Origin of the sequence: Hyphococcus luteus (genome assembly GCF_002943565.1) — a bacterium.
Lineage (GTDB): Bacteria > Pseudomonadota > Alphaproteobacteria > Caulobacterales > Parvularculaceae > Hyphococcus > Hyphococcus luteus.
Map to the genome: position 1 here is coordinate 122,006 of NZ_PJCH01000009.1, position 13,452 is coordinate 135,457.

The window sequence follows — 13,452 nt, forward strand, 5'->3', positions numbered from 1 at the left end:
TTTTGGCCTTTGAAATCCTTCAAAAAAGCGTCGCAGGCGCGTTGCGCCCGGCGGATTCGGTAACATATATACGGGCCCAGCAAGGTTCTTCCACCGGCGCATGCGTCAGACAAATGCGCGCGGCGTAAAATTTTCACGAGAGAGAGGCTTCAATGCCCTGGCAAGACAATTCCGGCAATCGCGGCGGCGGCCGCGGCCCCTGGGGCCAGCCGCCCCGAGGCAATGGCGGCCCCAACAATGGCGGCGGACGCGGCGGCGGCGAGCCCCCCGACCTTGAAGACCTGCTTCAGGCGTCGCGCCAGCGCCTGAAACGCGCCTTTCCCCGCGGCGGCGGCGGCGGTCGCGGCGGCGGGGGCTTTCAGTTCACCCGCGCCACCGGCGGGCTGATTGCCGGCGCGCTTGTCGCGCTCTGGATGATCAGCGGCTTTTATCAGGTCGACACCAAAGAGCTCGCGGTCGTGACGACCTTCGGAAAATTTCAGAACGTCACCGGGCCGGGGCTGCATTGGCATCTGCCCACGCCGATCCAGAATGTGCGCAAGGCGCCGGTCGAAACCCAGAATGAAATGTCGATTCCGGCGACGCCGGCGCGGCGCGGCGGGGCCATGCCGGAAGGTCTGATGCTCACCGGAGACAAAAACATTGTCGACGTCGCCTTCGTCGTGCAATGGAAAATCAAATCCGGGCGCGTGGCCGAAGAGGGCGACGAGTTGCCCGGCGTCGCAAAATATCTTTTCAACATCGACAATCCCGAAATTCTTGTCCGCATGATCAGCGAGGCCGCCATGCGCGAAGTCGTCGGCCGCAACACGCTCGATTATGTTCAGACCGACGGCCGCGCCGAAGTTGCGCAGGAGAGCGGGGAGCTCATGCAGACCGCGCTCGACGCCTATGAGGCGGGGATCGAGATCAGCCGCGTCAACCTCACGCTTGCCGAGCCGCCGACCGATGAGGTCAACGAAGCGTTCCGCGACGTGCAGGCGGCCGAACAGAACCAGGCGACGGTGATCCAGCAGGCGCGCCAATACACCAACCAGGTCGTGCCGGAAGCGCGCGGCCAGGCGCAGCGCATCTTGGAGGAAGCGGGCGCCTATGCGGCCGAACGCACCGCGGACGCCCGCGGTCAGGCCGCGCGTTTCAACGAGATATATGCCGAATATGCGCAGGCGCCCGAAGTCACGCGCCAGCGCATGTATCTGGAAACCGTCGAGCGCGTCTTGGGCGACATGGACAAGATCATCGTGGAGGAGGGCGCCGGTTCCGGCGTCGTGCCCTATCTGCCCCTTGATCAGGTGCGCCGCCAGCAACAACAAGGAGGGAGCAACTAATGAGCAAGCTACCACTTTCCCTCATTGGCGTCGCCGCCGCCATCCTGCTTTTCGTTCTTTTCAATTCGGCGTTCATCGTGCCGGAAACGCGTTCGGCGCTGGTGTTCCGCTTCGGCGAACCGAAAAATCAGTACACGGAGGCGGGGCTGCGGTTTAAAGCCCCCTTCATCGAGAATGTGCGGTTCATTGACCAGCGCAACCGCAATCTCGATCAGGAGCCGACGGAAATTATCGCCCGCAACCAGGAGCGTCTTATCGTCGACGCTTTTGCGCGCTACAAAATCACCGACCCGTTGCTCTTTTATCAACGCGTCAGCAATGAAGAGCGCGGCGAACGCCGTCTCGGCTCGATTCTCGAGGATGCGATCCGCGCGGAGCTCGGCTCGGTCACGGTGGATGAAATCGTTTCCGAACGGCGCAGCGAATTGATGGCGCAGATTCAGGAAGAGTTGACGACCTCGGCCCGTCCTCTCGGCGTTGAAATCATCGACGTCAAAATCCGCAGGGCCGATCTGCCGCAAACCAACTCCGAAGCGGTGTTCCAGCGGATGATCGCCGAGCGCCGTCAGCTCGCCCAGCAATATCGCTCCGAAGGCAACGAGCGGGCGAACCAGATCCGCGCCCAGGCGGACCGTCAGGTGATCGAAATCAAGGCCAAGGCCGAAGAACAGGCGCAGACCATTCGCGGCGAGGCCGATGCGGAGCGGAACGCCATTTTCGCCGCCGCTTACGGCAAGGATCCCGAATTTTTCGCCTTTTACCGGTCTCTTCTTGCTTATGAAGAGGCGCTGCAGAACGGCGAAACCACAATCCTGCTTTCGCCGAACAGCGAATTCTTCCGGTACTTCAATAACTTGCAGGGCCAGCGCCAGTAAGGCGCCGGCCCCTGCAGGCGAGCCCAGGCGCGCCGTTTCGCCTAACCGTTTGCGGGCGGGCGGCTTTGCGTTAACCTGTTTGCGATAAGGGTTTTGTCTCGGGGAAAATAGAGGCGGTTATGGCGCGCAAGGGTACGTTCAAGAGTGCGTTTCGGGGGCTTTTGGCGGGGTTGACCGCAGCGGGCGCGCTTGCCGCGTCCGGGATCGAAGCGGCGGCGGCGCGCGGCGCGCCGGAAAGCTTCGCCGATCTTGCAGAGAATCTGACGCCTGCGGTGGTGAACATTTCATCCGCCCAGCGTTCGCGCGCCGGCAAGGCGAGCGGCGAGCTGGCGCCGCTGCAACGCAAATTCGACCGGCCCGCCGTGTCCCTCGGCTCCGGCTTCATCATCGACGCCTCGGGGATCGTGGTCACCAACAACCACGTCATCGACAACGCCGACGAAATCACCGTGACGCTGCATGACGGGCGCGAGTTGTCCGCGAGTTTGAAAGGCCGGGACCGCGAAACCGATCTTGCGGTTTTGCAGATCGAAGGCGGCGGCAAGTTTCCTTATGTGAATTTCGGCGATTCCGATGCGGCGCGCGTCGGCGACTGGGTGATCGCCATCGGCAATCCTTTCGGTCTTGGCGGCACGGTGACGGTCGGCATCGTCTCTGCGCGCAACCGCGACATCAATTCCGGCCAGTATGACGATTACATTCAGACCGACGCCGCCATTAATCGCGGCAATTCCGGCGGTCCTTTGTTTGACCTTCAGGGCAAGGTCGTCGGCGTGAACACCGCGATTTATTCCCAGACTGGCGGCTCCGTGGGCGTCGGTTTCGCCGTGCCCGCCGATCTCGCCGAGACGGTCGTGACGCAATTGCTGGAATATGGCGAAACCCGGCGCGGCTGGCTCGGCGTCTCAATTGACGATGTCACGCCGGAGCTTGCGGCGACGCTCGATTTGCGCGCGCCCAAAGGCGCGGTCGTCACCGTGGTGCGTCCGAACAGTCCCGCCGCCGACGCCGGGCTTGAGCCCAATGACGTGATCCTCCAATTCAATCGCCGCGACATAGCGAGCGTGCGCGATCTCACGCGCGAGGTCGCCGACACGCCCATCGGCGCCACCGTGCCTATGGAAATCCTGCGCGACGGACGGCGCATGACCGTTCAGGTGCGCATCGACCGGCGCGAAACGCGCATGCTGGCGGCGGCGAATGCCGGCGGCGTTCTGCCGGCGAATGCGGCCAAGGGCTCGGGGCTGACGCTGCAGGAGCCGACCGAGGAAATCCGTCAGGCCTACGGTCTGCCGGCGACTATTCAGGGTGTCGTGGTGACGGCTGTCGATCCGGAAAGCGACGCGGCGATCGTTTTGCAGCCGGGCGACGTCATTCTCGAAATCGGCTGGGAGCGCGTGACGCGGCCTTCCGCGGCGGTGGACAAGCTCGGCAAGCTTAAAAATCTCAACAGCGGGCCGGTGCAGATCTACGTCCAGCGCGGCGATCTTCTGTTCTACGAATCTTTAAGGCCGTAATTCGTCAGCGTACGAACTCTTCGTCCTTCAGCCCTTGCAGGTATAAAAGGGCCGTGAGGTCGCCGTAATGGATGCGCGCCCGGGCGGCCTTGGCCACGGCCGGCTTGGCGTGAAAGGCGACGCCGAGCCCTGACCGGTCCAGCATGGAAAGATCGTTGGCGCCGTCGCCGACCGCCATGGTTTCGGCGAGATCGATCTCGTTTTCTTCCGCCAGGCGCACCAGCGCTTCCTCTTTTGCGGCGCGTCCGAGAATGGGTTCGCGCACCTCGCCCGAGAGTTCGCCGTCCTTCACCAGGAGCTCATTGGCCTGATTGTGCCGGAACCCGGCGGCGACCGCGACGCGGGACGTGAAAAAGGTGAAGCCGCCGGAGACAAGCGCCGTCGCCGCGCCCGCCTCGTTCATGGTTTTGACGAGGGTTTCCGCGCCCGGCGTCAGCGTGATGCGCTTGTCGAACGTCTCCTGAAGAACGCTTTCGGAAAGGCCTTTCAGCATGGCGACGCGCTCCCGGAGCGCGCCTTCGAAATCCAGCTCGCCGCGCATCGCCTTTTCGGTGATGGCCGAAATCTCGTCGCGTTTGCCGGCGTATTCCGCGATCTCATCGATGCATTCCTGCTGGATGATCGTGGAATCCATGTCGGCGATCAGGAGCTTCTTGCGCCGGCTGCGCTCGGGCACGATATTGACGTCGACCCTTTCCTCGCGGCCGATGGCGAAGATGTCGCCCGTATTTTCGGGCAGGTCCGGAACGTATATGTCGTAAGCGGCGCCTTCCGACAGCGTCACGGGCGCGCCGCCCTTGACCGTTTCGGCCAGGCGGTCGAGAAGCGGCGGGGTAATGGTCGGGTTTGCCGGATTGGCGATAACGGAAATGACAAAAGTCATACGGGTACGGACGACTCCATGAAACGGGCGAGGACCGTCCTTATTGCAGGGCCGACCGCCTCGGGCAAGTCGTCGGCGGCGCTGGCGCTCGCCGAAGCGCTGGGCGGGACCCCGGGCGCAACCATCGTCAACGCCGACGCCATGCAGGTTTATCGCGATTTGCGGATTTTGACGGCGCGGCCCGGCGCTGAGGACGAGCGCGCGGCGGCGCACCGGCTCTATGGCGTGCTCGACGGCGCCGAGCGCTGTTCCGCCGGGCGCTGGGCGCGGCTCGCCGCTGCGGCGATTGACGAAATCAGCCAGGAGGGCGGAACGGCGATCGTCGCCGGCGGCACCGGGCTTTATTTCCGCGCCCTTGAAGAGGGCCTGTCGCCCATCCCGGAAGCGCCGCCGGAAATCCGCGAGAAAGCAGAGGCGCGCTGGCGAGACCTGGGTTCGGCGGCGTTCCGGGAAGAAGTCGTCGCGCAGGACCCGGCCATGGCGCGGCTGCCGGAAGGCGACGCCCAGCGTTTGAAACGCGCCTGGGAGGTTTTCGCCGCAACGGGCAAGCCGATCTCTCATTTTCAGATGCAAGCGCCGGTTCCGCTGATTGAGGGCGTCGATGCGCGCATCGTCATCGAGCCGCCGCGCGACGTTCTCTATGCGCGTTGCGACGCCCGGGCGGCGGCGATGCTGGAGGAGGGCGCCATCGAAGAGGCGCGCGCGCTGATCGGGCGCGGCCTCGATCCTGCCCTGCCGGTGATGAAGGCGCTCGGCGTCGCCGAGATCGCCGGGCTCCTGAAAGGCGAGCTCAATCGGGATGAGGCGCTGGCGCTGTTGCAGCAGAACACGCGGCGCTACGCCAAGCGCCAGCTCACCTGGTTCCGCAATCAGGCGTCTTACTGGCCGCGCGCCGAAACCGCCGAGGCCGCTGTCGCCGCAATCCGGAAACGGCTGGCGGCCGGGGCCGGATAGGCCCATGATGTCTCCTGTGGGCGCGCTTGCATGCGAAATGGGAGATCGAACCGATGAAAAGATTTGCTTTCGGCTTTGCGTTTATCGCGCTCTGCGCCGCCAGTCCGGCGCTGGCGGGGCCTGTCGAGGACATGATGGCGGCCGACCGCGCTTTCGCCGACATGGCCAAGGCGGAAGGCGTCCCGGCGGCGTTCGCGGCTTACGCCGCCGAAGACGTGCGGATGTTTCCCGAAGGCGTCCAGCCCTATGCCGGTCGCGACGCCCTCATCGAACGATTTTCAGCATGGCCGGATGGCGCGCATTTAAGCTGGGCGCCGGTTGAAGGCATGGCGTCCGGGAGCGGCGATTTCGGCTTTACCTGGGGGCGCTTCGTCTACACGGCCGAGGGCGATGCCGGTCCGGTCGAGCAGCACGGCAAATATGTCTCCGTCTGGCGCAAGACAGCGGACGGCGACTGGAAATTCGTAGCGGATATCGGCAACACAAACCCTGCGCCGGAGGCGGAGAAAAAGCCCTGAGGCGTGGCGCGCCGCCGGTCAGGGGCGCTCGTCCTGATTGCATTTAGGGGGACCGGACGTTATTAAATCACGCAGCATATCGGACCGGCCAGGGGGTGGACGGCGGTCTATTCGGGGACAATTGAGCGCCGGGCCGGAAGAGCCGGGCGCGCCGGACGGCGATCGCAGCGGACAAGCGCGACAGCCGGGTCAGCGTAAGCGGGACCGCGAGGGTATGGTCGAGTTCCTGCGCCGTTTAGGGCGCTTTTTAACCTCCATGGACGCCAAGGCGATGACCTCGCTGGCGGTTTCCGTGATCCTCCTCGTCTTTGTGGTGCTGATGCTGGTGTTCGGCCAGCAATGGCTCGATCTCAACGAAGACGGCCAGCTGCGCCAACTGGTCATGGAGGCGGCGGAATCGCGCTGGGCGGTGGTCGGCGTGGTGTCGATCTTCATGTTTCTCGCCCTGACGGGTTTTCCCCAGATTGGTCTCATCACCGCGACGGTGATCGTTTTCGGGCCGAGAAACGGGGCGATTTATTCCTGGATCGCGACTATGGCGAGCGCCAGTCTGACTTTCGGCCTGGGGCATTTTCTGGGCGGGCGTTGGGTGCGCCGCTTCGGGGCGGAAAGGGTGCAGCGCACCATGGATTTCATCGGCCGCCACGGCATTCTCGCCTCGGGCCTTGTGCGCGTGGTGCCGTCCGCGCCCTTCATCGTGGTCAACGCCGCGGCGGGCGCGGCCCATATCCCCATGTGGAAATTCTGGACCGGGACGGGGATCGGCATCGTCCCGAAAATCGCCTTTATCGCCGTCCTGTCCGCGCTCTTTCCCGATCCGAATGCGCTTCAGACGGAAATGGACAGCGTGCTCGCATTCTTCACAAGCCGCGATCCGCGCAATCTCGGCCTTATCGCCCTGGTGATCGTCGGCTGGCTGGGCTTTCTTCTGCTCATGCGCTGGCTCTATCGCCGCCTCCGGAGACGTGAAAATGTTTATTAAGAAAGCCGTCGCCTCCTTGAGAATCCTGTTAATGCGTGAATCCGCGCATGCTGCAGGGCCCCGCAAAAAAGGCGGAAATCGGGGCTTTGTTGACGATTTAGGAACGCATTAAGGATAAGACCGTCGGTGACATTCAGCACCCACGCATAGGACCAGCCCAATGCTATCCACACTGTTCGGCATGCTTTCCGCGGATATGGCCATCGACCTCGGCACGGCCAACACGCTTGTTTACGTCAAAGGCCGGGGGATCGTCCTCAACGAGCCGTCGGTCGTCGCCATTGAATCGCGCGGCGGACGGAAAATCGTGCGCGCCGTCGGCAACGAAGCCAAGGAAATGCTGGGCAGGACGCCCGGCGAAATCGAGGCGATCCGGCCCATGCGCGACGGCGTCATCGCCGATTTCGAAGTCGCCGAGGCGATGATCAAGCATTTCATCAAGAAAGTTCACAACCGCCGCTCTTTCGCGAGCCCGCGCATCGTGGTTTGCGTGCCCTCCGGCGCCACGGCTGTCGAACGCCGCGCCATTCAGGAATCGGCGCTCAGCGCCGGCGCCCGCAAGGTCGAACTCATCGAAGAGCCCATGGCCGCCGCGATCGGCGCCGGGCTTCCGGTGACCGAACCCACCGGCTCCATGGTGGTCGATATCGGCGGCGGCACCACGGAAGTCGCGGTCCTGTCGCTCGGCGGCATTGTCTATTCGCGCTCGGTGCGCGTCGGCGGCGACAAGATGGACGACGCGGTCGTCGGCTATATCCGCCGCATGTACAACCTCCTGATCGGCGAAGCCTCGGCGGAGCGGATCAAGAAAGAGGTTGGCTCGGCCATGATCCCGACCGAAGGCTCGGGCACGACAATTCAAATCAAAGGCCGCGATCTGATGCACGGCGTCCCGAAAGAGGTCAGAATCGGCGAAGCGCAAGTTGCAGAAGCCCTGGCGGAGCCGGTAAGCTCGATCATCGAGGCGGTGAAAGTCGCCCTCGAAGCGACGCCGCCGGAACTCGCCGCCGATATCGTCGACACCGGAATCATGTTGACGGGAGGCGGCGCGCTCCTCAAGAATCTCGATCAGGTGTTGCGCGATGAGACCGGCCTGCCGGTTTCCGTCGCCGACGACCCGCTTTCCTGCGTGGCGCTCGGCACGGGCGCGGCGCTGGAAAACACGAAAGCAATGCGCGGCGTTCTTTCGTCCGCGATCTAAAGGCGCTGGCGTCTTGGATTGAGCGAACGAAGGCGTCGTCAAAGTAGAATACGGTACCGTTCGCAAAGCATGGATTATCTGGGTCAGGACAGACGGGAAGGGCTGGGACGCAGGGCGCATTCCCGGTTCACCCTTGTCTTGCTCATTCTCGTCTCCGTTCTGCTCTTGCTCTCCAGCCTTTATTCGGCGCAGGCGTCGGTTTTCAAAAAGGCGCGCGAAGGCGTCATGGACGCGGCGTCGCCGGTCCTGTCGCTGATCGCGGGGCCTGTCGCTTACGTCAACGGCGTCATGGGCTCGGTCGGCGACTATTTCAACGTGATGGAGCAGAACAAGGCGCTGCGCGAAGAAAACGCCGAACTGCGCCAGTGGATGAACGAAGCGCTCGAACTGCGCGAGACCGTCGCCACCTATGAAGCGCTGCAAAATTACGCCGCGCCGCCGGAAGCCCAGCCGATCAGCGCTTTCGTCATCGGCGAAGCGAACGACGCGTTCGCGCGCTCGATGATCGTCAACGCCGGCCGCGCCAATAATGTCGAGGTCGGCCAGGCGGTGGTGAACGACGCCGGCCTTGTGGGCCGCATCGTCGAGGCGGGCGGCAACGCGTCGCGCGTGCTTCTTCTCACCGACATTCAAAGCCGCATTCCGGTCTATATCGAAGGCGCCGATGTCGAAGGCATTCTCGTCGGCAACACCCGCTCCAACCCGGTGATCAGCTTCACCGCGAGCGCAGACGATGTGGAGGCGGAACCCGATCAGCGCGTCCTGACCTCGGGCGCGGGCGGCGCGCTGCCGCGGGGGCTCCCCGTGGGCACGGTTAAGGGCGAAACCCGCGGCGGGATTACGGTCGACCTTTACGCCAATTACGCGCGCACCCGCATGGTGCGCGTCATAAACTATGCGTTCCCGGCGATCGATCATGTGACGGCGGACGGCGCGACCGCGGAGACTGACGAAACCTCCGAGGCCGCGCAGGAAGACGGGCGCCAGACCCCGGCGGAGGGCTAGGCCATGGGGTATCGCGCGGAGACCTTGTTCCGGCTCTTTAAAGCAGCCGCGCCGACCCTGCTCGGCGTTCTCGGCGTTCTCGTTCTCGCCGCGCCCATTCGTCTGTTTGAAGGCGTCGCGCCGACGCCGATCCTGCCGCTCGTGATCGTCTTTTTCTGGTCGGTTTACGGACCGGACTATCTGCCGCCTTTGAGCGTTTTCATGATCGGTCTTTTACAGGACCTGTTAACCGGCGGTCCTTTAGGCCTGTGGCCCGCCGTTTACCTTGTCACGCAGTATATCGTGATGTCGCAGCGCGCCTATTTCCTCGGGCGCGAGCAGAAGGTCGTCTGGCTCGGTTTTGCATTGGCTTCCGCCGGCGCGGGGCTTATCCTGTGGCTTGTAATGAGCCTCATGTCCGGCGTTTTGTTGCCCGTGCGTCACCTCCTGCTGCAGTTTGCGGCGACGGTCCTTATTTACCCGCTTTTCGGCATCGCTTTCGGCGAGCTGCACCGCCGCGTTCTGGTGGAGGCGTAGAGGATGGTCAGCGTCAACGCTCACGATCCCGAACGCCAGGAAATCGTCAGCCGCAGGACGGTGCTTCTCGGCGGCGGCGTCAGCCTGTTTTTCGCGGGCATTGGCGCGCGGCTTTATCAGCTGCAGATCGCGGAGCATCAGAAATATCGCGACCTTGCGCAGAACAACCAGTTCAACAAACGCATTCTGACGCCCTTGAGGGGCGAGATCGTCGACCGCTTCGGCGAACCGCTGGCGTCCAACCGCAAGAATTTCCGCATTCTTCTCGTGCCCGAACAGGCGCGCGACGTTGATGCGGCGCTCGACAAAATTTCAAAGATCACGCCCGTCAGCGAAGACAAGCGCGCGCGCATCATGCGCGAGATTCGCCGGCGCGGCGCCTTCACGCCGGTGCAGATCGCCGACAATTTGTCCTGGGAAGATTTTTCAAAGATCAATTTCGAATTGCCGCATCTCGCCGGCGTTCTGCCCGATGTGGGCGAGACCCGCGATTATCCGCATGGCGCCGAAGCGGCTTTCGTCATCGGCTATGTGGGCGCCGTGACCGAGCGCGACCTCGCCGCGCAGGAAAGCGACGACGAGCGCATCCTCCTGCGCCAGCCCGGCTTCAAGGTCGGCCGGGAAGGGCTTGAACGCACTTACGAAAAAGAACTGCGCGGCGCCGCCGGCGCGATGAACGTCAAGATCAACGCTCATGGCCGCGTGATCGAGGAAATGGTCGACAGCGCGGTGCCGCCGGTTCAGGGCAAGACGCTGGCGCTGACCATCGATTCGGACTTGCAGGCGCACGCCATGAAGGTTCTGTCCGTGCCGGGCGAGCGCATGCCGGACGAACCGCAAAGCGCCGCGGCGGTCGTTATCGACGTCGTCACCGGCGACATTCTGGTGCTCGCTTCGACGCCGGCCTTCAATCCGAACGATTTCAATGTCGGCATCGATCCGCAGCTCTGGAAGGAGCTCAATGAAAGTCCGTACAAACCGCTTTTGAACAAGCCGCTTTCCGGCGTTTATCCGCCGGGCTCGACATTCAAGGTGATCTCGGCCATTGCGGCGCAACGGGCCGGGATGAAACCGAGCGAGACCGCCTATTGCCCGGGCCGCGTGTGGTACGGCAACCGCTATTTCCATTGCTGGAAACGCGGCGGCCACGGCACGCTCGACATGAAGGGCGCGATCAAGCATTCATGCGACGTCTATTTTTACGAAATCGCCAAAACGCTGGACATCGACCTTCTTGCGGAAACGGCGCGCGATTTCGGCCTCGGCCAGACTTACGAACTCGGCATTTCCGGCCAGCAACGCGGAGTCATTCCCGACCGCGACTGGAAAAAGCAATATTTCGCCGGCAATCCGGCGCAGCAGCCCTGGTTTCAGGGCGAAACGCTGTCCTGCATCATCGGCCAGGGCTATGTGACATCGACGCCCCTGCAGCTTGCGGTGATGGCGGCGCGTGTCGCCACGGGCCGCGCCGTGCGCCCGCGGCTTGTGCGCGCGGTGGGCGATCTCGTCCTGCCCGCGCCGGAGGCGGCGCCGATCGATGTCGATCACGATTATCTCTCCGTCGTGCACGCCGGCATGAACGCCGTCACCAATGAATGGGGAACGGCGGCGCGTTCGCGCATCGAAGATCCGGACTGGCAGATGGCTGGCAAGACGGGCACCAGTCAGGTGTATCAGATTACGGCGGAAGACCGCGCCCGCGGTCTCGACAAGCCAGAAGACCTGCCCTGGGCGCGGCGCGACCACGCCTTGTTTGTGTCTTACATGCCTTATGAAAATCCGCGTTACGCCTGCTCTGTCGTCGTCGAACACGGGATCGGCGGATCGCGCGCCGCGGGGCCGAAAGCGCGCGACATCATGAAGGCCGTGGCGGAGAAAGATCCCGCTTCGCGCACGCCGCTCGATCCGCGCACCCTGGCGCGCGCGCCGAGCCCGAGGGAGAGCTGATCCGATGTCCTCGATCATTCTTCCCGGACGGCGCCGCGGCGTGAGAGACAAACTCTCGAGGCTTCACTGGCCGTTGATCATCCTCTTGACGATGATCGCCGGCGCCGGCGTCGTCACGCTCTATTCCGTTGCGGAAGGCAATTGGGAGCCCTGGGCGTTAAAGCACGGCATGCGGTACGTGGCGGCGCTCGGCCTGATGGTCGGCATCGCCATGGTGCCGATCCGCTATTGGATGGCGCTCGCCTATCCGATTTATTTCGCCGCGCTGATCGCGCTGGCGCTGACGCCGTTCATCGGCGAAGTGAATATGGGCGCGCGGCGCTGGATCGAATTCGGCGGTCTGCAGTTCCAGCCCTCCGAAGCCATGAAGATCGGATTGGTGCTGGGGCTTGCGCGCTACTATCACGGCCTCAGGGCGGAGCAGGTTTCGCACATTCTTTATCTCATTCCGCCGGTGCTGATGGTCGGCGCGCCGGTGGGCCTGATTTTCATCCAGCCCGATCTCGGCACCGCGCTTTTGTTGGGGGCGACCGGCGCGATCATCATTTTCGTTGCGGGTCTTTCCTGGCGGATCGGCCTTGCGGGCGTTCTCGGCGGCGTCGCCGCCGCCTACGGCGCCTATCGCTTCGACATCCTCAAAGAATATCAGGTGAACCGGATCTTGACCTTCCTCGATCCCGAGCGCGATCCCCTGGGGCAGGGCTATCACCTGCTGCAGTCGAAAATCGCGCTCGGCTCCGGCGGGCTTGACGGCAAGGGCTTCATGGAAGGCACCCAGAGCCAGCTGAAATTCCTGCCGGAGATGCAGACCGATTTCATCTTCACCATCTTCGGGGAGGAGTTCGGTTTTGTCGGCGCCATCGGGCTCCTGCTCGTCTATCTGGCGATCATCTTCACCGGGCTTTCCATCGCCATGTCCACAAAGCTGCATTTCGCGCGGCTGACGACGATCGGCGTCGTCGCGACCTTCACGCTCTATGTCCTCATCAACACCGGCATGGTGATGGGGCTTGCGCCGGTGGTGGGCGTGCCCTTGCCGCTGGTGTCCTATGGCGGGACAGTCATGTTGACCATTATGGCCGGCTTCGGCTTTGTGATGAGCGCCCATGTCCATCGCGATCAGGACATGTACCGGTCCGGCGATTCGCTCGGCTGATGGTCGGACTGAATTTTGGGGCTGAATTTTCGGGCTGGGCCCTGGAGCGGGCTTAGAACTGCTCGAGATGCGCTTCGAAATGCACGCAGAAAAGATCGAACATCGATTGCGCCTCGGCCAGCATGCCCGCCGCAGCGGCGGCGTCGCCGGCCTTGCAGGCTTTTTCGATCAACGCGGCGGTTTCGGACAGGGTTTGCGCCCCCACATTCGCCGCCGAGCCCTTCACCGCATGGGCGTCGCGGCTGGCGTCGTCGAGGGCGCCGCCCCGCACGCCTTCCGTCAAAGAGGCGAGAAGATCGTTTGTGGAGCGCTGGAAGGCGTCGAGAATCGCCCGCGCGCCGTCGACGCCGGCGGCGGACACCAGGCTGTTAACCTGATCCACCTGAAGATGCCCTGACTCAACTGTCTGCGGTTCAGTCAATGTCCCGGTCCCCGAATAAGGCCCAGCAGTGCGCTGCGCCCCGTTTTTCCTAGCGTTCTACGGCGGTAGGCTTGAGCAATATTTGCTAACAAACGTAAAAATTTGTCTAAAATCGCGGAATGCGCCAGTTTGGCGATCAAGTTTTTGAG

General features: G+C 63.3%; 13 protein-coding genes. 11 read left to right on the top strand and 2 right to left on the bottom strand.

Annotated features, from left to right (window positions below; translation table 11 throughout):
• Positions 1-152: 152 nt before the first annotated feature.
• From hflK to CW354_RS12950, 3 genes are all read left to right on the top strand, one after another.
• A complete protein-coding gene (gene hflK, locus CW354_RS12940; RefSeq protein ID WP_104830518.1) occupies positions 153-1,328 on the top strand; it encodes an FtsH protease activity modulator HflK in 1,176 nt (391 codons plus the stop codon).
• Positions 1,328-2,203, top strand: a complete 876-nt coding sequence (gene hflC, locus CW354_RS12945) for a protease modulator HflC (protein WP_104830519.1) — start codon at positions 1,328-1,330, stop codon at positions 2,201-2,203. The genes hflK and hflC overlap by 1 nt, the downstream gene beginning before the upstream one ends.
• Positions 2,204-2,322: 119 nt before the next feature.
• A complete protein-coding gene (locus CW354_RS12950) occupies positions 2,323-3,720 on the top strand; it encodes a Do family serine endopeptidase (RefSeq protein ID WP_104830520.1) in 1,398 nt (465 codons plus the stop codon).
• Positions 3,721-3,724: 4 nt separating this feature from the next.
• Here the strand turns inward: CW354_RS12950 and serB are convergent, their stop codons facing one another.
• The gene (serB, locus tag CW354_RS12955) at positions 3,725-4,603 is read right to left on the bottom strand and encodes a phosphoserine phosphatase SerB (RefSeq protein WP_104830521.1); all 879 of its coding nucleotides are present in this window, start codon (positions 4,601-4,603) and stop codon (positions 3,725-3,727) included.
• A gap of 18 nt (positions 4,604-4,621) precedes the next feature.
• Here serB and miaA point away from each other — a divergent pair, with 18 nt between their 5' ends.
• From miaA to rodA, 8 genes are all read left to right on the top strand, one after another.
• Positions 4,622-5,557 (top strand): tRNA (adenosine(37)-N6)-dimethylallyltransferase MiaA, encoded by a 936-nt coding sequence (gene miaA, locus CW354_RS12960; protein WP_104830522.1) that lies wholly within the window; start codon positions 4,622-4,624, stop codon positions 5,555-5,557.
• 53 nt (positions 5,558-5,610) lie between these two features.
• On the top strand, positions 5,611-6,075 hold the full coding sequence (locus CW354_RS12965) for a YybH family protein (protein WP_133162307.1): 465 nt from the start codon (positions 5,611-5,613) through the stop codon (positions 6,073-6,075).
• Positions 6,076-6,289: 214 nt separating this feature from the next.
• Positions 6,290-7,057, top strand: coding sequence for a TVP38/TMEM64 family protein (locus tag CW354_RS12970; RefSeq protein ID WP_104830524.1), 768 nt, complete (start codon positions 6,290-6,292; stop codon positions 7,055-7,057).
• Positions 7,058-7,217: 160 nt separating this feature from the next.
• Complete coding sequence (locus CW354_RS12975; protein WP_104830525.1) at positions 7,218-8,258, top strand: rod shape-determining protein; 1,041 nt, start codon at positions 7,218-7,220, stop codon at positions 8,256-8,258.
• 69 nt (positions 8,259-8,327) lie between these two features.
• Entirely contained in the window at positions 8,328-9,263 is a 936-nt protein-coding gene (gene mreC / locus CW354_RS12980; protein ID WP_104830526.1) for a rod shape-determining protein MreC, read from the top strand.
• Between the two features lie 3 nt (positions 9,264-9,266).
• Positions 9,267-9,779 carry a rod shape-determining protein MreD gene (locus CW354_RS12985; protein WP_104830527.1) on the top strand — a complete coding sequence of 171 codons (513 nt, stop codon included), beginning with the start codon at positions 9,267-9,269 and terminating at the stop codon, positions 9,777-9,779.
• Positions 9,780-9,782: 3 nt separating this feature from the next.
• Positions 9,783-11,726, top strand: a complete 1,944-nt coding sequence (gene mrdA, locus CW354_RS12990) for a penicillin-binding protein 2 (protein WP_104830528.1) — start codon at positions 9,783-9,785, stop codon at positions 11,724-11,726.
• 40 nt (positions 11,727-11,766) lie between these two features.
• A complete protein-coding gene (rodA, locus tag CW354_RS12995) occupies positions 11,767-12,882 on the top strand; it encodes a rod shape-determining protein RodA (protein ID WP_207764791.1) in 1,116 nt (371 codons plus the stop codon).
• Between the two features lie 52 nt (positions 12,883-12,934).
• Here the strand turns inward: rodA and CW354_RS13000 are convergent, their stop codons facing one another.
• On the bottom strand, positions 12,935-13,303 hold the full coding sequence (locus CW354_RS13000) for an Hpt domain-containing protein (RefSeq protein WP_104830530.1): 369 nt from the start codon (positions 13,301-13,303) through the stop codon (positions 12,935-12,937).
• Between the last annotated feature and the right edge of the window lie 149 nt (positions 13,304-13,452).

Excerpts from the sequence above, each read along its gene's own strand:
- serB (WP_104830521.1), bottom strand. The coding sequence starts at position 4,603 with ATGACTTTTGTCATTTCCGTTATCGCCAATCCGGCAAACCCGACCATT.
- hflK (WP_104830518.1), top strand. The coding sequence starts at position 153 with ATGCCCTGGCAAGACAATTCCGGCAATCGCGGCGGCGGCCGCGGCCCC.
- CW354_RS12950 (WP_104830520.1), top strand. The coding sequence starts at position 2,323 with ATGGCGCGCAAGGGTACGTTCAAGAGTGCGTTTCGGGGGCTTTTGGCG.
- CW354_RS12975 (WP_104830525.1), top strand. The coding sequence starts at position 7,218 with ATGCTATCCACACTGTTCGGCATGCTTTCCGCGGATATGGCCATCGAC.
- CW354_RS12970 (WP_104830524.1), top strand. The coding sequence starts at position 6,290 with ATGGTCGAGTTCCTGCGCCGTTTAGGGCGCTTTTTAACCTCCATGGAC.
- CW354_RS12965 (WP_133162307.1), top strand. The coding sequence starts at position 5,611 with ATGAAAAGATTTGCTTTCGGCTTTGCGTTTATCGCGCTCTGCGCCGCC.
- miaA (WP_104830522.1), top strand. The coding sequence starts at position 4,622 with ATGAAACGGGCGAGGACCGTCCTTATTGCAGGGCCGACCGCCTCGGGC.
- hflC (WP_104830519.1), top strand. The coding sequence starts at position 1,328 with ATGAGCAAGCTACCACTTTCCCTCATTGGCGTCGCCGCCGCCATCCTG.
- mrdA (WP_104830528.1), top strand. The coding sequence starts at position 9,783 with ATGGTCAGCGTCAACGCTCACGATCCCGAACGCCAGGAAATCGTCAGC.
- mreC (WP_104830526.1), top strand. The coding sequence starts at position 8,328 with ATGGATTATCTGGGTCAGGACAGACGGGAAGGGCTGGGACGCAGGGCG.
- CW354_RS12985 (WP_104830527.1), top strand. The coding sequence starts at position 9,267 with ATGGGGTATCGCGCGGAGACCTTGTTCCGGCTCTTTAAAGCAGCCGCG.